A 19,716-nucleotide genomic window follows, 5' to 3' on the forward strand; every position below is an offset into this window, starting at 1 on the left:
CTCAACCTCCCCAACTCCATCAACAACTCCGCCGACTCGTACATCACCCTGACCTACACCGCCGACGGAGAAAAACTCACCAAAATAAGCAGCGCCGGGACACGCAACTATGTCGCCGGAATCGATTATCTTGGCGCGAACTTAGAAGCCATCTACCACGCCGAAGGGCGCTGCACACCCAACGGAGCGACAGCCTTCCACTACGAGTACACGCTGAAAGACCACTTGGGCAACGCAAGGGTGAATTTCCGCGCCAACGGGACGGCGGTGACTTTCCTCGAAGAGATGCACTACTACCCCTTCGGGATGCTGATGGAAGGCATCGGCACAGCGGCGGTGACGGTGAACAAGTACAAGTACAACGGCAAGGAGTTGAACGATGATTTAGGGCTGAACTGGTCGGATTACGGTGCGCGGTGGTATGATCCAGCGGTGTGTAGATGGTGGAGCGTGGACCCGTTGGCGGAGATGGCATTAAATTGGACTCCTTATCGTTATGGCTTTAATAATCCAGTATTGTTTTTTGACCAATTTGGGGCGTTTGAGACAAAAAAAGAAGCAAAAGAGTATGCGAAAGAGCACGGTATAAAAACGGGGTGGTTTAGCAATAATAAGATTGTTAAACAATCTGATGGGTCCTATTCTATTGACAACAAGAATGAGGGGTCCTCTACATACAATGATGCCACATTTGGCGGAGTTGTCACAGCTGCCTTGGTTACTGCAACTAAACTTGAACCATCTGAATCAAGTACAAGCAACGGGAGCAGCGGGAGTAATGGGTGGTTGACGAATGCAACTGTTGCAACTCAAAATAACCCAAGTAGGACTGGCCCACCTACCCATATGTACGACTTTGCTGATAAAGCACCAATAGTTTTGACGGGTACGATTGCGGCGTTGTTTGGAGTAGGACTTGTAATCGAATGTGGAGTTGGTATGTCATTAGGCACTAGCAGTACATATAGTATACCTGCCTTAAGAGCTGCATACGAAGCTGAAGTAAGAGCCTTGTCTTCTATCGTTAACCAAATGAGGGCAAGTGGCAAGACAGCAGAAGAGATTGCAAAAGTTGTTCATAAGTTAAGGCGAGAAATAGGAGTTAAATATAAAAATATGTCGCCCGCTGATAAGCTGAAAGAATTTTATCAAAGAAATTTAGAAAAATACGGAGATAGGCTTGGCCCTACCCTTGAATACCTTCGCGCACAAGGTAAATCTTGGGAACAAATAATTGAAAGCGCTATGAGGCCAGGAGGCAAAGACCTTGGATTTTAAATCGAAAAAAATGGAACTTTTAAAAAATTTCGACTCAGCAAACAAATATCTTGATTTGGATTCAAACAAGATAATGGAATATTCTTCTCAAGTAAAAATCAATGGTTGGTACAAGTTAATTGACAATATACCATCGGCGTTGTTAGTAACAGCCAATAGATTATATTTTATTTGGAATAATAAAAAAAAATTAATTACTAATAACACCTACATTAAAATTGACGATTTGAAAGATTTAAATAAAAAAACACTTAAACTTTATGAACCAGCAATGTTAATTTTTCAATTTGATTATAATGTAGATGATAACTATTCTAATGTTACACCCTTTGAGTACATTGACGATGAGGATTTTGATTGGGGGCTTTTTGTATCAAATATTATTAATGATACTGAACGAAAAAATAATTTTATTAAAAACATCATGGAGGGGCCCATATTATAATTTCACATTGCGTGGTGTTTAATACCTGTTCCCGCAAGTCTTCCGGGTAGTGGAAATATTTAACTGATGACATTTAAGTTGTAGTGGTATGCGAATAGTTTGAAGTGCAGATTGAGCATATACTCCTTTTTGGAGAAGGAGAGGGTTTTTCGGACGAATCGGCTGATACGCTGGCGCAAGGTGTTGTTCAGCCTTTCAACATGGTTTGTCAGACCGGTCTCCTTGCCGACCATGTAGTGTGTTTCGTTGGGCAAGCATTGGTACGCCGTCCAAAAATCGCTGAAACTCAAGCATTTTTGGTACTCGTAGGGTAGTTTTCGCCAAAGGCGCTTGCAGGAGTCCATCGAGCCATCGCCAATGAAAAAGGAAAGTATCTGCCTAGTTCTACAGCACTGGACAATCCAGACCCGTACTTGATTGATTTTCACGGCGATGTAAGTGAACATTTCGTCCGCCTCTAACTGGTCGTCGGCTTGTCCTTCCTCAATGGTGGTTTTGAATGGGGGGAGTTGCCGGGCTTTTTTTTTAACCAATTGAGTACCGTCCGATGCGAGACATTCAACAAGCGCCCCGTGCCTCGAAGGCTTTGCCGCTCTTGGTAGGCACGCTCCACCAGTTCGGGGTCCATGTTCCTGCTGGGTTGCTTGCTGTCCAATACCCGGCAGCAACCACAATCTTTGCACTTGTAGGTTTGGGTGCCGGAGCGGTTTTTCCCGTTTTTGACGATGTTGCTGCTTTCACAGCGGTGGCAACGACGAACTTCCGTTATCATGGCGCAAAATTACATTGTCAGTTAAATATTTCCACTACCGAATTCGAGTCAGTCCTTAAATTATACAATAAAAAACTATTGTGATACAGTTCAATGGTTCGTCCGCCGCGCTGTGTTCTTGTGACCGCCCCGGGGGTATGTTCAAATAACTGTGTCAAGCCAGGTTTCTTCCACCTCTCTTGGTCTTCCCTCTCACCGTCCCGAGGCTTCGGGATGTCTTCTGACCAAGCGCACTCGCGCCTGATGCCTCCTGCTACAACCACCTCAACCTCCCCAACTCCATCAACAACGCGGCCAAACAAGAAACTATGTCGCCGGCATCGAGTATCTTGGCGCGAACTTGGACGCCATCTACCACGCCGAGGGGCGCTGCACGCCCAACGGGGCCACAGCCTTCCACTACGAATACACCCTCAAAGACCATCCCGACTAAAGTACGGGACAGGCTTTAGGCAACGCAAGGGTGAACTTCCGCGCCAACGGTGCGGCGGTGACCTTCCTCGAAGAAATGCACTATTACCCATTTGGGATGTTACTGGAAGGAATTGGTTCGATAGCAGCATCAAACCCGAACAAATATCGTTTCAACGGAGTTGAGCAAAATGAAGACTTGGGACTGAATCTTAACTTAAGTTTATTCCGTGGATACGACGTTGCTATAGGGCGCTGGATACAGACAGACCCACTTGCCGATATGTCCCCAAATTTCTCTTCATATATTTTCTCAAATAATAATCCTGCTTTTTTTAATGACCCATTAGGCCTACAAGGCGACACTTCAATAGTATTACCCGTAGTAACTGTAGTTGCTAAGGCAATAGATAAAGTTAATAAAACGCGCAACCAGATTTTTGACTGGTTTAATGGCGTTAACGTTGGGTATAGGGGTTCCGGTTGGGGGCACGGACCAAGAAGATGGTTAAGCAAACAATTGGGCTTAGGTAATACTGCAAATAATGTGTTTGAACTAGTATTGCATTCTCAACTCCAATCGTCACAAGTAAATTTTAGTGGGCAATTACTAGATAAAGTAAAAAGTGATCCAGCTATGATTGAGTTTCAAAATAACATCATTAAAATATTAAAATTGGACCCTCGATTTAAAAACATATCCTTTATTACTAAAGGAAGAGATCAAGTAAGGTTTGGAGGAGAAAGATGGAGTAGCCAAAATGAAAACTGGGGAGCCTTGAACCAAAATAATCCTTTAATGCATGGTGAAACTTGGGCGGTCGCCTGCAGAGAGTTGACATGGGCAACGCGGCATGCAACTATTGACTATACTGCGACAGCAAAAACTGACGGGACAATCGTGGTTTACTTTCATTTAAGCGACGTACTTGATTTAAGTGCGCAGAAAGGCAGGTCGGAAGCGTATAACAATATTAGCTCTGCTTTAGGTTTTCTATATCATGATGCCGCTGGAGGCAATATCAATATGAAAGTCAATGCCGAATGGCAAATAACAATAAAGCAATAAAATGAAACTTACTATCTTGCTTGCCAATTGCCTGTCAATTGCACTTCTGTCATGCAATCGCATAGAAGGCAATAATAGATTTAACCAAAAAGATATCGAATACTTACGCACTATAAATCTGCTTGACCGCGATGAGCAGATTTATAGATTTTATAGTGAATACAAAAAGAGGGTAGCAGGTAATTTTTTCACAAATAAAAGGATAGCGACTTATTGGATTGATGAAAGGAATCAAGAAAAGAATGAGATATCATTTGCTTTCTATACAGACATTGTGCATATCGATACAGTATATTATGCTGGCATCACACATACTCCATATATGCTTATAAGAAAAAATGACAGCACGCAATTTAAAGTTAGTGTTAACGGAAGTAAAGAGGAAGTAAAATTGTTTTTTGAGGAAGCCATGAAAGAATGGAAAAAAATCAATGAATAAAATTCCACCCCGTTCTGACAAGTCTTCCTAAAATAATAACGACGGCGTTCTTCCCGTTCTGACAAGTCTCCGCCCCGCTTGGTCTTCCCCGCCGCCGCGCTTGTGTCTTTTGACCAAGCGCACTCGCGCGCAAAGCCTCACGACTCAACCTCCCCAACTCCATCAACAACTCCGCCGACTCGTACATCACCCTGATTTATACCGTCGATGGAGAGAAACTCACCAAAGTCGCGAGCGGCCAAACAAGAAACTATGTCGCCGGCATCGAGTATCTTGGCGCGAACCTGGACGCCATCTACCACGCCGAGGGGCGCTGCACGCCTAACGGGGCCACAGCCTTCCACTACGAATACACCCTCAAAGACCATCCCGACTAAAGTACGGGACAGGCTTTAGGCAACGCAAGAGTGAACTTCCGCGCCAACGGGACGGCGGTGGTGTTTATTGAAGATATGCACTACTACCCGTTTGGAATGCAAATGGAGGGCATGGGTACACAAAACCCTGCGAACAAATATCTTTACAACGGCAAAGAATTGAACGATGACTTGGGGCTGAACTTGTCCGATTACGGGGCGCGGTGGTATGATGCGGCACTGGGACGGTGGTGGAGCGTGGATCCGTTGGCGGAAAAATATCAAGAAACCACTCCATATGCTTATGTGGCCAATAACCCTTTGATATTTATTGACCCAGACGGAACAGAAATTTGGATTTCCTTTCAAGTTTCTGTGAAAAAAGATGATGGAAGCATTGAGATTCAAGCCCAAAAGGTTCAATATAAAGAAGGGAAAGTCTATAGAGAGGACGGAAATGAATATACTGATGAAAATGAGTATGTAGCCCAAGTTTCATCACAATTAAGTCAACTTTCAAAAGATAATGAAGAACTAGCTTGTAGAATTAATGTCCTTGAGAAAAGTGAGAATATTCATACAATTACGACAACAGACAAATGGGAAAATCCTAATAATATAACAAAGCCAGTTGATAAAGAGAAAGCTGCGAAGAATGAACCTACTGGATCAAATGTTTTTTTTGACCCAAAAGATGAGTACGGAGAGGGAAAGAGAAACCCAAGGGCTGGGTTGGCTCATGAGTTACTTGGGCACGGATATGATTATGATCAAGGAACTACCGATTGGAGTAAAACTAACAATGGCATTAGAAAAGCAGAAGTTGATGCAATAAATGTGGAAAATAAGGCAAGAGCAGCAACAGGAGATGAAAAAAGGACAAGTTATGGAGGGAAAGCAATCCCAAAAGAAATGCTTCACGACACTCACAAACAATAAATATGAAACACTATTTAGTATTTTTAATGATTTTACTATTGGTTTCCTGCCAAGCACAATCCCAATTTATAGATTCTGTGCTGACAGATATAAATACAAGTAGTGCCTATATTGCTGTAAACATAAAATCTAACGAATTTACCGGAAAAGCAATAATTGAAAATGTAGATTTATTTCGCTTTTTATATGAAAAATATGACGGCTCTCTCTCAAAGTATAGCGCAGAAATAAAACGAGTTTTGATACATTCCGATACCCTATTGATTGGAGACAATGATATCATGGAAATAGGCTTTCTGAAAGTATCAAAAATTAGAACTGTTGATGATAATGCTCAAAATGAAGTTTCAAAATTTATTGATATTTATTTTAAAAATGGTTTCATTAAAAAAAGTGTAAGCGAAGATGAAAAAATAGCAATAATAGACAAATTGTTCACTTTCAATATTTCAACAAGACTTGATGATGAAAGCGGTTACTGAATTTTAATAAATTTTCATCAAGAATGAGAATGTCGACGCGAATCACCCGCCGACGGGGAAAAACTCACCAAAATAAGTCCAGCCGAAACGCGCAACTATATCACCAGCATCGAGTATCTTGGCGCGAACCTGGACGCCATCTACCACGCCGAAGGGCGCTGCACGCCCAATGGCGCATCAGCCTTCCACTACGAGTACACCCTCAAAGACCATTTAGGCAACGCGCGGGTGAATTTCCGCGCCAACGGGACGGCGGTGACTTTCCTCGAAGAAATGCACTACTACCCGTTTGGAATGCAAATGGAGGGCATGGGTACACAAAACCCTGCGAACAAGTATCTTTACAACGGCAAGGAATTGAACGACGACTTGGGGCTGAACTGGTCGGATTACGGGGCGAGGTGGTATGATGCGGCGCTGGGAAGGTGGTGGAGCGTGGATCCGTTGGCGGAGGAATATTGGAGTTGTTCACCCTATAATTATGGAATAAATAATGCGATTCGGTTCACCGATCCAGATGGCAAAAGCATTGTTGTGCCATTAGGCAAAAATAGAAATGGCGGAGTAAATACTGAAGCGTACCAAAAAACGATTATCAACAGTATTCAAAAATTAACCAACGATAAGCTCGCTTGGGGGAAGGATAAGTCTGGGAATACTATAATTGTAATCGGGGAAAAAGATGCGCACAATTCCAATAAAGACCTAACCTTTGGAACGGGATTAGTTCGACTATTAGTGAATTCAGGAGATAAAAATATTTTCATAGGCGCTCCGAAAGATTCGGAAAAACAAGGAAATCTCACTTACACAGTAAACACTAAAGTGATGCTAATCTGAAGCCAGATGGTAGTCTTGGTTTAGGCCAAGGCTCAATTATTAGGTTTAATATAAACGATGAAATAGGAGGCGTTGATATTGATTCAAATGAGAAGCGACCAACCCACATAGGCTTAGGGCACGGCTCGATTCACGCTGCAATTAATTTGCTTGGACTTAATAATTCAACAAATGCAGGAGTCGAAACGACCAGAAATAAAGAAGGGAGTTTAGTTCAACAACCGATTAATCAAACAGAAGTTGATGTAAGGTTTTTGAAAACAACCTTAGATCAGAGCAAGGTGAGGCACCAAGAGTTATTATACCTACACCAAATAACTACAACAATTGAGAATTGAGATGACAAAATTGATATTATTTTTATTTCGGCAATCCTTTTTTCCGGAAACAGGCTGTACGCGCAGAATTGTTCGACATGAGAGCAATATTATACCGACTGTTGAATTCAATTTACAACAATGGAGGCACCTTCTCAAGGAGAGCATTCTAAATATAAAAAAATAATAATTGTTCAGAATTTAAGGAATATATTGATAGCGTTGCTTTAAAAACAGAGAGACAAAACCCTGCATGGGATGAATTTTCTCTTGAAAAAGTATTTGAATTTGTTGGAGAAAAACCAAAAAACGCAACAATATGTATTATTACAAGTGAAACCTCCGGTGAAGTATACAGTAATGAAACTATAGTTTTTGGCTAAAACACAATAAGGTATATTGGCGCATTCTGGGTAAAAGGGGATCTTCGTCCTTTTGAGAAATCTAAACATGATTATACTAAGGATTGAAGCGAATGTCTACGTTATGTAATAAAGGTTATACCAGTTTTGGTGAAATTATATTTACCGAGATTAATGGTGAAAATATGTGGGTTAAGGCTGTGTTATTTCCTACTATTGAACAAGAAAATAGCATATACTCATTTATGAGTAGTGGTGATTAAAGGTTGTGTTCACGGAATTGTGTCAAGGTTAGTGACGATGTCGATTTTTCCGCCTCATTTAGTCTTCCTACGCCGTCCCGAGGCTTCGGGATGTCTTCTGACCAAGCGTGCTCGTGCGTGATGTCTCTTGTCGCAACCACCTCAACCTCCCCAACTCCATCAACAACTCCGCAGACTCCCACATCACCCTGACCTACACTTCCGCCAAAGGCGGAGAAAAACTCACCAAAATAAGCCCCACCGAAACGCGCAACTATGTCGCCGGCATTGAGTATCTTGGCACCAACTTAGAGGCCATCTACCACGCCGAGGGGCGCTGCACGCCCAACGGCGCGACGGCGTTCCATTACGAATACACCCTCAAAGACCACTTAGGCAACGCAAGGGTGAACTTCCGCGCCAACGGCACGGCGGTGACTTTCCTCGAAGAAATGCACTACTATCCTTTTGGGATGCTGATGGAAGGCATGGGCACACAAAACCCTGCGAACAAGTATCATTACAACGGCAAGGAGTTGAATGACGACTTGGGGCTGAACTGGTACGACTATGGGGCACGGTGGTATGATGCGGCTGTGGGGAGGTGGTGGAGCGTGGATCCGCTGGCGGAGGAATACTCGCCATTTACCTCTTATGCTTATGGAATGAACAACCCGATGGTTTTTATTGACCCAGATGGCCGTCTAACAATTTTCGTAGGTGGTGCAGCATTTGGTGGCAGAATAAAGCCCAACAAAATTAATGACGATTTCACCCAGAATCTAATTGCCCAATTCAGAGGCATTTTAGGAGATGACGATTTTCATGTGGCACGGGGAAGCAAGCGATTTTTGGGCATGGTTTCAAATAGTGTATGGAGTATCAGACATGGTGATAAAATTATCAAAAATGTTGCGAGGCACAAAGCGTTAAATCGAACCATCAATGAAATTACAGATAGATATCAGGACGCTGGCGGGATTGATTATCAAGGGAAACAAACCGAAGAACCCCTAAATTTAATCGGTTCTAGTTACGGCAGCGTCATTGTGGCACAATCGGCGATACACCTCATAAAAGAAAAAGGGCTTCGAATAACTACGTTAACGCTTTCTGCCTCACCGATAGACCCTAACTCGGAACTTGGACAGGAACTCCTTGAATTGGAAAAGAATGGATTGATCGGAAATATAATATGGCACCCTAATGTGGGCGACAATGTAACTGGATCTTCAGGAAACAGGTCTGTGGGTAAGTTGATATTGAATTGGCCTTCAATTGCGTTTCCAAATCATCCGCACAATAAAGCGAGGAAAAACACTTCCCGAACTGACGAAATAATTATCAACACTTTAATGAGGGGTTCCGAAGGGCCGGGCACCCAATATCGTGCTGGAGGCGGTAGCGACCCCAATCCCAAACCTAAGCCCATACCTGATCAAGCATAAATCAATCGTTTTATCAAGGTCTTCGCCTTGCAAAGCCAAACACAACCGTACTGCTCAATACATTTTGACATGAATAAAATTAGATCATTCGTTTGGACTGCGCTGGCAATTCTTCTGCCATCTCCTCAACTTATGAGCCAAAGTGATCTATTGGAATTTTCTAGACCCGGGATAGAGGTTAACACCAATTTTGAAATAAATCGAAAAGACAACTTCGATTTTGGAGTAAATTATTTATTTACAGGAGCTTACACGAAATCTGATACTTTAAGTAATATCTTGCTTTTTAATAAGTACTACTTTGGAACATTTCAATTTGGTCCATCTTTAACTTTCAATCCAATAAAAGTAATGGATGAGCGTGAGTGGAGGATGTGCTTAGGGTTAACATATACCCAACTAACAGATTTTTACGGTTTGGGTATATCTACACGATTAAAGGGCATTACAGTATTAAATGGAGATGGCGCGTTGTTTGACAACTTTGGATTAAAATGCGAACTTGGGTTATCTCTTTTTAGTCTTGTTAACTTATATTATGGTTACAGTTTTCCAATAAAAGAATATGATACCTACACTTTTAAAGGTCATTCAATTACGCTAACGCTCAATTTGAATACGTCCTTCTTTGCTTATGGGCTGCAAGGGATGTAGCAAACCCTGCTGCCTCTCCGTTCTTCCTGTTTTCCACCCTGCTTGGTCTTCCCCCCGCCGCGCTTATGTCTTCTGACCAAGCACACTCGCGTGTGATGCTTCCCGCTACAACCTCCCCAACTCCATCAACAACTCCGCTGACTCCTACATCACCCTCACCTACACCGCCGACGGAGAAAAACTCACCAAAATAAGTCCTGCCGAAACCCGCAATTATGTCGCCGGCATAGAGTATCTTGGCGCGAACCTGGACGCCATCTACCACGCCGAAGGGCGTTGCACACCCAACGGGGCCACAGCGTTCCACTACGAATACACCCTCAAAGACCATTTAGGCAACGCGCGGGTGAACTTCCGCGCCAACGGCACGGCGGTGACTTTCCTCGAAGAAATGCACTACTACCCGTTTGGAATGCAAATGGAGGGCATGGGTACACAAAACCCTGCGAACAAGTATCTTTACAACGGCAAGGAGTTGAACGATGACTTGGGGTTGAATCTTTCGGACTACGGGGCAAGATGGTATGATGCTGCGCTGGGGAGGTGGTGGAGTGTGGATCCGTTGGCGGCAGAGTATCCGAGTTGGTCGCCGTATAATTTTACCTTCAACAATCCGATAAAATATGTCGACCCAAATGGCATGGATGCGATTTTAGTCATAAAGCCTGGTGTAAACGGAGCAAATGGGACGATATCTGTAATCCTTACTTTCAATTATGAGAAAAGTAAAGGAAATTCATTTGTAGAGTCTGCCACTAGGTCATTTAAGAATACATGGGGGAATGGGGAAATAATGAATTCGGGAGATGTCTATCAGGGGAAAGCTTTTACGGATATTGAAATAGATGGCCAAAAGTATGATGTGACTTATCAGCTTGTTCTAAATGGTACAGATAACGTCTTATCTGCCACAGGTGAAGGGGAAAATATTCTCAACATTATTTCAGATGGAAAAACGAACGGTTCTAATTATCGTGAGGGAATTTTAGAGTATCGGGCAAGCCAAGAAAAACTTAATCAGAATACGAATTTTGGTCATGAACTATCACATGTGATGGGAATTGGTCATAATGATGAATTAACTAACGAAAAGGGGCAGACCTCTATTTCTGCTGGAAATACTACCGATCGTAGTGTAATTCAACAAGATGTCATTAATTCTGTCGAAGGTGCCGTCCAACTGGCTGGCAGCAATAGTAGACATTATTTACTTTTAGTCACTTGGTCCAAATTTGGTCTTTTTGCCCTGCTTTTCGGTTATTTTTTCGTCCGTAGCTAAGGCTAAAAACTCAAAAACAAGCCTCAATCAGAACTAAAATCCCAAAATTTCGACTCAAGCACTAAAAGTAAATAATGTCTAGTAATTCAAGAAGTGTAATAACTCTTACAACAGATAGAAATAAATCTGGTGTAAACACTGTAAACCTCAAACAAGGGAAAACAACGGTTAACAGTAATCAATATCCTGTAATTGAAAATCAGACGCGACAATGAAAAAAACGTTTTTCATCTTTATGGCTTTTATTTTTTCTTGTAAAATAACTAACACAAATTTCACAAAAAAAATAGTGGAGGGAACAGCTATTATTTGTTATGAAAGGGATGTAAAATCTAATGATAATTTATATTATCTGAAATCTCAGAAATGCTTAATAGGCAAAAAGGAATTGGATTTGATTGACTGGATTGCTCCTAATTCGAAATTAGATTTAATGCTTAATAAATATATTGATTATACGGATATGCCTTTTTCTATATGTGCATTTTATAGCAAGTCGAGTAACGAAAAAGTATATTATTCGCCATACATATACAATTGGTTTTCCGACAAAGATGAAATATCTATTATTTTCAATTTCAAAGGGACTGTTTTGCAGATAAATAAGGTGCCAAATGATAGAAAATACGGGATTTATAGTAATTATTCATGCCCTATTACACTTGATACATTAAACATTCCGTTCTATAAAATAATTAAAATTGATTCCTGTTACTTTGCCCCAAATAACTGGCTTAAAGATAATAATTATTACAAAGCATCAGTTGACAGTTTTAATGTTAATTTTTGTGATTAGCAGGCTTTATTCATTCCCATTCCGCCTCGCTCGGTCTTCCTTATCCCGTTGGCGCGATGCTACGGCATCCTGACAAAATATCCATCGGGCTGTGTCCGCTTTTTCCGCCTCGCTTCGTCTTCCCCACCGCCGTCTCGAGGCTTCGGGATGTCTTCTGACCAAGCGCACTCGCGTGTGATGCCTCCCGCCACAACCACTCCAACCTCCCCAACTCCATCAACAACGCGGCCAAACAAGAAACTACGTCGCAGGCATCGAGTATCTTGGCGCGAACCTGGACGCCATCTACCACGCCGAAGGGCGCTGCACGCCCAATGGCGCATCAGCCTTCCACTACGAGTACACCCTCAAAGACCATTTAGGCAACGCAAGGGTGAATTTCCGCGCCAACGGGACGGCGGTGGTGTTTATTGAAGATATGCACTACTACCCGTTTGGAATGCAAATGGAGGGCATGGGTACACAAAACCCTGCGAACAAATATCTTTACAACGGCAAAGAATTGAACGATGACTTGGGGCTGAACTGGTCGGACTATGGCGCGAGGTGGTACGATGCAGCGCTGGGAAGGTGGTGGAGCGTGGATCCGTTGGCGGAGGAATATTGGAGTTGTTCACCCTATAATTATGGAATAAATAATGCGATTCGGTTCACCGATCCAGATGGCAAAAGCATTGTTGTGCCATTAGGCAAAAATAGAAATGGCGGAGTAAATACTGAAGCGTACCAAAAAACGATTATCAACAGTATTCAAAAATTAACCAACGATAAGCTCGCTTGGGGGAAGGATAAGTCTGGGAATACTATAATTGTAATCGGGGAAAAAGATGCGCACAATTCCAATAAAGACCTAACCTTTGGAACGGGATTAGTTCGACTATTAGTGAATTCAGGAGATAAAAATATTTTCATAGGCGCTCCGAAAGATTCGGAAAAACAAGGAAATCTCACTTACACAGTAAACACTAGTGATGCTAATCTGAAGCCAGATGGTAGTCCTGGTTTAGGCCAAGGCTCAATTATTAGGTTTAATATAAACGATGAAATAGGAGGCGTTGATATTGATTCAAATGAGAAGCGACCAACCCACATAGGCTTAGGGCACGAGCTGATTCACGCTGCAATTAATTTGCTTGGACTTAATAATTCAACAAATGCAGGAGTCGAAACGACCAGAAATAAAGAAGGGAGTTTAGTTCAACAACCGATTAATCAAACAGAAGTTGATGTAAGGTTTTTTGAAAACAACCTTAGATCAGAGCAAGGTGAGGCACCAAGAGTTATTATACCTACACCAAATAACTACAACAATTGAGAATTGAGATGACAAAATTGATATTATTTTTTATTTCGGCAATCCTTTTTTCCGAAACAGGCTGTACGCGCAGAATTGTTCGACATGAGAGCAATATTATACCGACTGTTGAATTCAATTTACAACAATGGAGGCACCTTCTCAAGGAGAGCATTCTAAATATAAAAAAAATAATAATTGTTCAGAATTTAAGGAATATATTGATAGCGTTGCTTTAAAAACAGAGAGACAAAACCCTGCATGGGATGAATTTTCTCTTGAAAAAGTATTTGAATTTGTTGGAGAAAAACCAAAAAACGCAACAATATGTATTATTACAAGTGAAACCTCCGGTGAAGTATACAGTAATGAAACTATAGTTTTTTGGCTAAAACACAATAGGTATATTGGCGCATTCTGGGTAAAAGGGGATCTTCGTCCTTTTGAGAAATCTAAACATGATTATACTAAATTGAAGCGAATGTCTACGTTATGTAATAAAGGTTATACCAGTTTTGGTGAAATTATATTTACCGAGATTAATGGTGAAAATATGTGGGTTAAGGCTGTGTTATTTCCTACTATTGAACAAGAAAATAGCATATACTCATTTATGAGTAGTGGTGATTAAAGGTTGTGTTCACGGAATTGTGTCAAGGTTAGTGACGATGTCGATTTTTCCGCCTCATTTAGTCTTCCTCTACGCCGTCCCGAGGCTTCGGGATGTCTTCTGACCAAGCGTGCTCGTGCGTGATGTCTCTTGTCGCAACCACCTCAACCTCCCCAACTCCATCAACAACTCCGCAGACTCCCACATCACCCTGACCTACACTTCCGCCAAAGGCGGAGAAAAACTCACCAAAATAAGCCCCACCGAAACGCGCAACTATGTCGCCGGCATTGAGTATCTTGGCACCAACTTAGAGGCCATCTACCACGCCGAGGGGCGCTGCACGCCCAACGGCGCGACGGCGTTCCATTACGAATACACCCTCAAAGACCACTTAGGCAACGCAAGGGTGAACTTCCGCGCCAACGGCACGGCGGTGACTTTCCTCGAAGAAATGCACTACTATCCTTTCGGGATGCTGATGGAGGGCATAGGCACAGTAGCAACCATAAACCCGAACAAATATCGTTTCAATGGCATCGAGCAAAACGAAGAGTTGGGGTTGAATCTGGGCTTGGCTTTTTACAGGTCGTATGATACCGCATTGGGCAGGTGGTGGCAGGTTGATCCTAAGCCTAATTTTTCTACAAGTTGTTATAGTGGGTTGGCGAATAATCCGCTTTCTCTTTCAGACCCCCTCGGAGATACAACAAGAGTTTATACAACCCATGGCAAGTATGTAGGGACAATTAATGATTCAGAGGAAAACCAAGAACACTTTGTCAGTCTAAAGCGAAAAGGTGTCCGCGAACAAAAGAGATTGATTAAAGAAGCAAACAAGTCCAAGGAAACCGCTAACAAAGCAGCGACAGTTGTAAGAGGTGGCTCAAAGTATTTTATAGGAGCTAATACAAGAAAAGACCTTAACAAAATCTCATCAGTATCAGCCTCTGAAAAAAAAGAAAGGCTATTTGCCCTCTCATATACTTCGAGCAATAAAGAATTACGAGCCACTGACCTTACCTCAAAGATTAGTGATAGGTCTAGTGAGCATCTGAATTCGAGTCAGGCCGAAGCTGCTGTTACAAGTCTTATAAAAGACAATTCAAATTTAAGTATAATTGGATTTGGTCATACCCACCCTCAAGAGAGAAATGATAAAAATTCGAATTTTGATATGCCTGGATTACACAGTCCTTCATACCCGGGTGATTATAATAGCTTAGGCATTGTTAACCCTATTGATGGTGGGGTAGGTAATAATCCTAGCATCTTGGCAACTAGATATGGGTATGTGATCTATACCACAGCTGACCCTTCCTACAGCCCAGATACTTATGAAGGAGGCCCTAGTCCTGCAATTTACAATTTTTCTGGGAAGAAAATTTTTAACCTGTCTGATGATGAGAACTAATTCAACGCAAATCGTTTTGGAGGTGGGCATAGCCTACAAAATTAATAAATATTTATTGTTTTTTGCATTGATGTTTTTCATTAAATGCATGGATGATAAAACAATTAATCGTCATAAAGAGAATGGCAATCTTGGAATAAGTGCTTGGGTTAATCACGACTCAATAACATTTTCGTTGTTGGAAGAACAACATTTTGAGAATATATCGGCCTCATCAAGCGACACCTTGATTAGGGTAATACACAACAAATCGTTTGACAATGTTTTGTTTTTTTTCTTTGAAAAAAGCGCCCCCTCAATCTTTTTAACTACAAAGGTAATACCGCATCAATACTATAACCCTCTTGTACGTTCTGATAACGTGATAATGAAATACAATTATTGTAAAAAAGAAATTAGTAATGAAAACTGGGTTTATCTAATGGACACTTTTCGAATGGATAAAATTAAAGAGAATAGATATGAATTCTCTTCCGACATTGATGGGGAATACGTTTACATTGAAATAAAAACTTTTTACAAACATATAAAGGTTGTAGAGAAACCTCCATACTCTGAAAACATCCAAAATATAATTGGTTTTTTTAAGAACGTATCCCTTTGTGACTGAATTTTGCCGCCAGTGCCACCAAAGGCTTCAAGTACAACGCCTCGGCTAAGTCACCGCACTTCACGGCTGGCTCAGCGTCTCAAGTTATGGGAACATTGATTTTTTGACCTATCATTATGAAGACGCTGCCCGCCCCGACCACCTCAACCTCCCCAACTCCATCAACAACTCCGCAGACTCCCACATCACCCTGACCTACACTTCCGCCAAAGGCGGGGAAAAACTCACCAAAATAAGTCCTGCCGAAACCCGCAACTACGTCGCCGGCATCGAGTATCTTGGCGCGAACTTGGACGCCATCTACCACGCCGAAGGGCGCTGTACTCCCAACGGCAGCACCACAGCCTTCCACTACGAGTACACGCTGAAAGACCACTTGGGCAACGCAAGGGTGAATTTCCGCGCCAACGGGACGGCGGTGACTTTCCTCGAAGAAACGCACTACTATCCTTTTGGGATGCTGATGGAAGGCATCGGCACAGCGGCGGTGACGGTGAACAAGTACAACGGCAAGGAGTTGAACGATGACTTGGGGTTGAATCTAAGTGATTATGGGGCGCGGTGGTACGATGCAGCGCTGGGAAGGTGGTGGAGTGTGGATCCGGGTAGTGGAAATATTTAACTGACAATGTAATTTTGCGCCATGATAACGGAAGTTCGTCGTTGCCACCGCTGTGAAAGCAGCAACATCGTCAAAAACGGGAAAAACCGCTCCGGCACCCAAACCTACAAGTGCAAAGATTGTGGTTGCTGCCGGGTATTGGACAGCAAGCAACCCAGCAGGAACATGGACCCCGAACTGGTGGAGCGTGCCTACCAAGAGCGGCAAAGCCTTCGAGGCACGGGGCGCTTGTTGAATGTCTCGCATCGGACGGTACTCAATTGGTTAAAAAAAAAGCCCGGCAACTCCCCCCATTCAAAACCACCATTGAGGAAGGACAAGCCGACGACCAGTTAGAGGCGGACGAAATGTTCACTTACATCGCCGTGAAAATCAATCAAGTACGGGTCTGGATTGTCCAGTGCTGTAGAACTAGGCAGATACTTTCCTTTTTCATTGGCGATGGCTCGATGGACTCCTGCAAGCGCCTTTGGCGAAAACTACCCTACGAGTACCAAAAATGCTTGAGTTTCAGCGATTTTTGGACGGCGTACCAATGCTTGCCCAACGAAACACACTACATGGTCGGCAAGGAGACCGGTCTGACAAACCATGTTGAAAGGCTGAACAACACCTTGCGCCAGCGTATCAGCCGATTCGTCCGAAAAACCCTCTCCTTCTCCAAAAAGGAGTATATGCTCAATCTGCACTTCAAACTATTCGCATACCACTACAACTTAAATGTCATCAGTTAAATATTTCCACTACCTGGATCCGTTGGCAAGTGGCACAGTAAGTGTGTCAACGTATGCGTATGTCTTGAATAATCCGATGGCTTTAGTAGATCCTAATGGTATGTCAGCCGTTGGCGCCGATGGGTTGACAAATGAACAATGGATTAAGTCATCCAAGCCGGGAGATAGAAACAAAGCAGGCGAGTACAAGAAAGAGAATCGCCGAAAAGAAATCGAAAATGCAAAAAGTAATAATAAAAAATTGCCCGATGTTTGGTACACAAATGATGCATTAACTACCCAACAACTCGTAAAGGCAATACTCACGGCGACGACAATTTGGGCGAGACAAGGTTATGAAAAATTCAAATTTAGACCCGTTTCAACAAGTATCGCCAAACAACACAAAGAAGCTTATGAGTATCAACTCTTCATTGCTTTTACAGACAAAACACCTAAAGATCCAAATCGCCCATCGCCTTATCCGCCCGGTATTTCTACGGTTTCACCTAATGGAAGAGTAGGAGTTTTTGACAAAGATAATGAGCGACAGAAGGGTTGGTTGTCTTATGTCAATGTCGGCCATAGCCAAATAAAGTTCCACGCTAATCCTTCCTATGCTGCAGGGTATATTATGGCACATGAGATTCTACATCAAATGATTGCAATGGCGAATTATTATCAATACGGTGCCCCGTACGAAAAATATTGGGGTGATGTAGGGCATACTTCTGAAGGGGGGCAGAATTTAAGCTTTCCCGGAGGATGGGTCAACATTCCCAATGGATTGCTAAAAGAGGGCCTACACCCAGCAGAAACAATCCCCGTGAGCCGAAAGAATTATATTGATGCCTTTTTTCTAAACGATTAAAACTTAGGAATATGAAAACATTTGCCATGGCTATTTTTTTAATTTTGATAGGATGCGATACTGCCAGAGTTAAAGTTGCATCAGAGATTCATTATTTAACTCTAAATAAAATTAACGAAAATACTCCAGCACCCACCTGTCATTATGATACAACTAATAATGCATTTTTTCGAGATTTTTCTACCACAACCTTGAAAAACTATTTATATGACACCCTCTTCATAGGATTGTATAAAACAAATTGCGACTCATTGTTCGCAATGCGCCCTTCGCTAATAACTAAATACTTAATGGAAAATGACACCTTCAAGGTTATTTATTCTGAGACTATCTTTTTGGGCGGCCCAGACAAGATATTAACGCTTCAAAAGGGAGCATCTACAAAATGCTTTGTAGATGCTCCAAGCATAATGGAAGAAAATGTCAGATATGAATACATCTTCTGTATAAAAATTGATAGTGCATCCGTAGAAAGGATAATTTGCTTGCGGGCAAATAGTATGGGGGATGATGATAATTTTATTAAGAAATGAAAATTTTCCGCCTTGCTTGGTCTTCCCCACCGCCGTCCCGAGTCCGCCTTGCTTGTTCTTCCCACCGCCGTACTTGCGCCTTCTGACCAAGCCCACCCGCGTGCCAATACCTCCCGCCACAACCACCTCAACCTCCCCAACTCCATCAACAACTCCGCTGACTCCTACATCACCCTCACTTACACCGACGGCGGAGAAAAACTCACCAAAGTCGCCAGCGGCCAAACAAGAAACTATGTCGCCGGCATCGAGCGCTTAGGCCCTCCACCGCAACAAGTCCGTTCCACACTGCATCAGGTTGGTTTAAACACAGTTTCTTTGTGCCCTTCGAGACGATACCACACCACATGCGCACCATTCTTGGCATCCTGCTTCTGTTCGTATTGGCCGCCCCGCTTGTCGGGACGTATGCGAGCCTGCGTCAGGAAAAACGCCGTGTGAAAAAAGAAGTCAAAAAACGATTGATGGCAGGGGTGGACAGCGCCGACCTCGTTTTTTTCCAGTTTTCCAAACATGATAGCGAAACACTCCTTCGCTGGGAACATGAGCGGGAATTTGAGTACGAAAAACAAATGTACGACGTGGTGAAAAAAATCGAGCAAGGCGACTCCATACTGCTCTGGTGCTGGTGGGACCATGAGGAAACAGCATTGAACAAACAACTCCGACAACTGCTCGCAAAAAGCCAAAACAACGACCCACGCCGCCATGAAAAAGAGCGGCGTTTGGTGTGTTTTTTTCTCTCCCTTTTTTTCGTGGAAATACTCAACGCACATCTCCCGTGCATCTTCATGGAGTATGTGAGGACACCACCAGAACGCGACACTTTGCAAAGCATCATGGAGTCGCCGCCACCGTCGCCGCCGCCCGATGGGAAAATGGGCTAATCGTGCGCCGATGAGCGCCCGCCAACCTCATCT

Annotated in this window: 24 protein-coding genes; 22 read left to right on the forward strand and 2 right to left on the reverse strand. The window is 42.8% G+C overall.

Translation table 11 applies throughout. From position 1 onward, the window contains the following. Window positions 1–240 precede the first annotated feature (240 nt). Together KIS77_05035 and KIS77_05040 are read left to right on the forward strand one after the other, a co-directional pair. Window positions 241–1,278, forward strand: a complete 1,038-nt coding sequence (locus KIS77_05035; GenBank protein ID MCW5921686.1) for an RHS repeat-associated core domain-containing protein — start codon at window positions 241–243, stop codon at window positions 1,276–1,278. A gap of 10 nt (window positions 1,279–1,288) precedes the next feature. Beyond that, window positions 1,289–1,723 (forward strand): hypothetical protein, encoded by a 435-nt coding sequence (locus tag KIS77_05040; GenBank protein MCW5921687.1) that lies wholly within the window; start codon window positions 1,289–1,291, stop codon window positions 1,721–1,723. 59 nt (window positions 1,724–1,782) lie between these two features. On the opposite strand, the gene KIS77_05045 is transcribed toward KIS77_05040, so the two are convergent. Beyond that, window positions 1,783–2,169, reverse strand: a complete 387-nt coding sequence (locus tag KIS77_05045; GenBank protein ID MCW5921688.1) for an IS1 family transposase — start codon at window positions 2,167–2,169, stop codon at window positions 1,783–1,785. An 11-nt stretch (window positions 2,170–2,180) separates the two neighbouring features. Next, window positions 2,181–2,495 carry an IS1 family transposase gene (locus KIS77_05050; protein ID MCW5921689.1) on the reverse strand — a complete coding sequence of 105 codons (315 nt, stop codon included), beginning with the start codon at window positions 2,493–2,495 and terminating at the stop codon, window positions 2,181–2,183. Window positions 2,496–2,958: 463 nt separating this feature from the next. Here KIS77_05050 and KIS77_05055 point away from each other — a divergent pair, with 463 nt between their 5' ends. From KIS77_05055 to KIS77_05150, 20 genes are all read left to right on the forward strand, one after another. After that, entirely contained in the window at window positions 2,959–3,975 is a 1,017-nt protein-coding gene (locus KIS77_05055) for an RHS repeat-associated core domain-containing protein (GenBank protein MCW5921690.1), read from the forward strand. A gap of 1 nt (window position 3,976) precedes the next feature. Continuing rightward, window positions 3,977–4,414, forward strand: coding sequence for a hypothetical protein (locus tag KIS77_05060; GenBank protein ID MCW5921691.1), 438 nt, complete (start codon window positions 3,977–3,979; stop codon window positions 4,412–4,414). Window positions 4,415–4,821: 407 nt separating this feature from the next. Further along, a complete protein-coding gene (locus tag KIS77_05065) occupies window positions 4,822–5,709 on the forward strand; it encodes a hypothetical protein (protein ID MCW5921692.1) in 888 nt (295 codons plus the stop codon). Window positions 5,710–5,711: 2 nt separating this feature from the next. Beyond that, window positions 5,712–6,191 (forward strand): hypothetical protein, encoded by a 480-nt coding sequence (locus tag KIS77_05070; protein MCW5921693.1) that lies wholly within the window; start codon window positions 5,712–5,714, stop codon window positions 6,189–6,191. 228 nt (window positions 6,192–6,419) lie between these two features. Then, window positions 6,420–7,031, forward strand: coding sequence for an RHS repeat-associated core domain-containing protein (locus KIS77_05075; GenBank protein ID MCW5921694.1), 612 nt, complete (start codon window positions 6,420–6,422; stop codon window positions 7,029–7,031). A 1,049-nt stretch (window positions 7,032–8,080) separates the two neighbouring features. Beyond that, on the forward strand, window positions 8,081–9,400 hold the full coding sequence (locus tag KIS77_05080) for an RHS repeat-associated core domain-containing protein (protein ID MCW5921695.1): 1,320 nt from the start codon (window positions 8,081–8,083) through the stop codon (window positions 9,398–9,400). A gap of 69 nt (window positions 9,401–9,469) precedes the next feature. Further along, window positions 9,470–10,054, forward strand: coding sequence for a hypothetical protein (locus KIS77_05085; protein MCW5921696.1), 585 nt, complete (start codon window positions 9,470–9,472; stop codon window positions 10,052–10,054). A gap of 346 nt (window positions 10,055–10,400) precedes the next feature. Beyond that, window positions 10,401–11,333 carry an RHS repeat-associated core domain-containing protein gene (locus tag KIS77_05090; protein ID MCW5921697.1) on the forward strand — a complete coding sequence of 311 codons (933 nt, stop codon included), beginning with the start codon at window positions 10,401–10,403 and terminating at the stop codon, window positions 11,331–11,333. A 211-nt stretch (window positions 11,334–11,544) separates the two neighbouring features. Further along, window positions 11,545–12,129: a hypothetical protein gene (locus tag KIS77_05095; protein ID MCW5921698.1), complete on the forward strand. Its 585-nt coding sequence runs from the start codon at window positions 11,545–11,547 to the stop codon at window positions 12,127–12,129. Between the two features lie 373 nt (window positions 12,130–12,502). Further along, the gene (locus KIS77_05100) at window positions 12,503–13,444 is read left to right on the forward strand and encodes a hypothetical protein (GenBank protein ID MCW5921699.1); all 942 of its coding nucleotides are present in this window, start codon (window positions 12,503–12,505) and stop codon (window positions 13,442–13,444) included. Between the two features lie 127 nt (window positions 13,445–13,571). Then, the gene (locus KIS77_05105; GenBank protein ID MCW5921700.1) at window positions 13,572–14,054 is read left to right on the forward strand and encodes a hypothetical protein; all 483 of its coding nucleotides are present in this window, start codon (window positions 13,572–13,574) and stop codon (window positions 14,052–14,054) included. Window positions 14,055–14,163: 109 nt separating this feature from the next. Next, window positions 14,164–15,447: a hypothetical protein gene (locus tag KIS77_05110; protein ID MCW5921701.1), complete on the forward strand. Its 1,284-nt coding sequence runs from the start codon at window positions 14,164–14,166 to the stop codon at window positions 15,445–15,447. Then, window positions 15,434–16,057: a hypothetical protein gene (locus KIS77_05115; protein ID MCW5921702.1), complete on the forward strand. Its 624-nt coding sequence runs from the start codon at window positions 15,434–15,436 to the stop codon at window positions 16,055–16,057. Before KIS77_05110 ends, KIS77_05115 begins: the two co-directional genes overlap by 14 nt. Window positions 16,058–16,160: 103 nt before the next feature. Beyond that, entirely contained in the window at window positions 16,161–16,679 is a 519-nt protein-coding gene (locus tag KIS77_05120) for a hypothetical protein (GenBank protein MCW5921703.1), read from the forward strand. Window positions 16,680–16,700: 21 nt separating this feature from the next. Beyond that, the gene (locus KIS77_05125) at window positions 16,701–17,015 is read left to right on the forward strand and encodes an IS1 family transposase (protein MCW5921704.1); all 315 of its coding nucleotides are present in this window, start codon (window positions 16,701–16,703) and stop codon (window positions 17,013–17,015) included. An 11-nt stretch (window positions 17,016–17,026) separates the two neighbouring features. After that, complete coding sequence (locus tag KIS77_05130) at window positions 17,027–17,413, forward strand: IS1 family transposase (protein MCW5921705.1); 387 nt, start codon at window positions 17,027–17,029, stop codon at window positions 17,411–17,413. Further along, window positions 17,400–18,263, forward strand: coding sequence for a hypothetical protein (locus KIS77_05135; GenBank protein ID MCW5921706.1), 864 nt, complete (start codon window positions 17,400–17,402; stop codon window positions 18,261–18,263). The genes KIS77_05130 and KIS77_05135 overlap by 14 nt, the downstream gene beginning before the upstream one ends. 11 nt (window positions 18,264–18,274) lie before the next feature. Then, window positions 18,275–18,796, forward strand: a complete 522-nt coding sequence (locus tag KIS77_05140; protein MCW5921707.1) for a hypothetical protein — start codon at window positions 18,275–18,277, stop codon at window positions 18,794–18,796. Between the two features lie 12 nt (window positions 18,797–18,808). Next, window positions 18,809–19,237, forward strand: coding sequence for a hypothetical protein (locus tag KIS77_05145; protein MCW5921708.1), 429 nt, complete (start codon window positions 18,809–18,811; stop codon window positions 19,235–19,237). Next, window positions 19,144–19,683 (forward strand): hypothetical protein, encoded by a 540-nt coding sequence (locus tag KIS77_05150; GenBank protein MCW5921709.1) that lies wholly within the window; start codon window positions 19,144–19,146, stop codon window positions 19,681–19,683. Before KIS77_05145 ends, KIS77_05150 begins: the two co-directional genes overlap by 94 nt. Window positions 19,684–19,716: the final 33 nt, after the last annotated feature.

The sequence above is a fragment of the Saprospiraceae bacterium genome (genome assembly GCA_026129545.1).
Classification (GTDB): domain Bacteria; phylum Bacteroidota; class Bacteroidia; order Chitinophagales; family Saprospiraceae; genus M3007.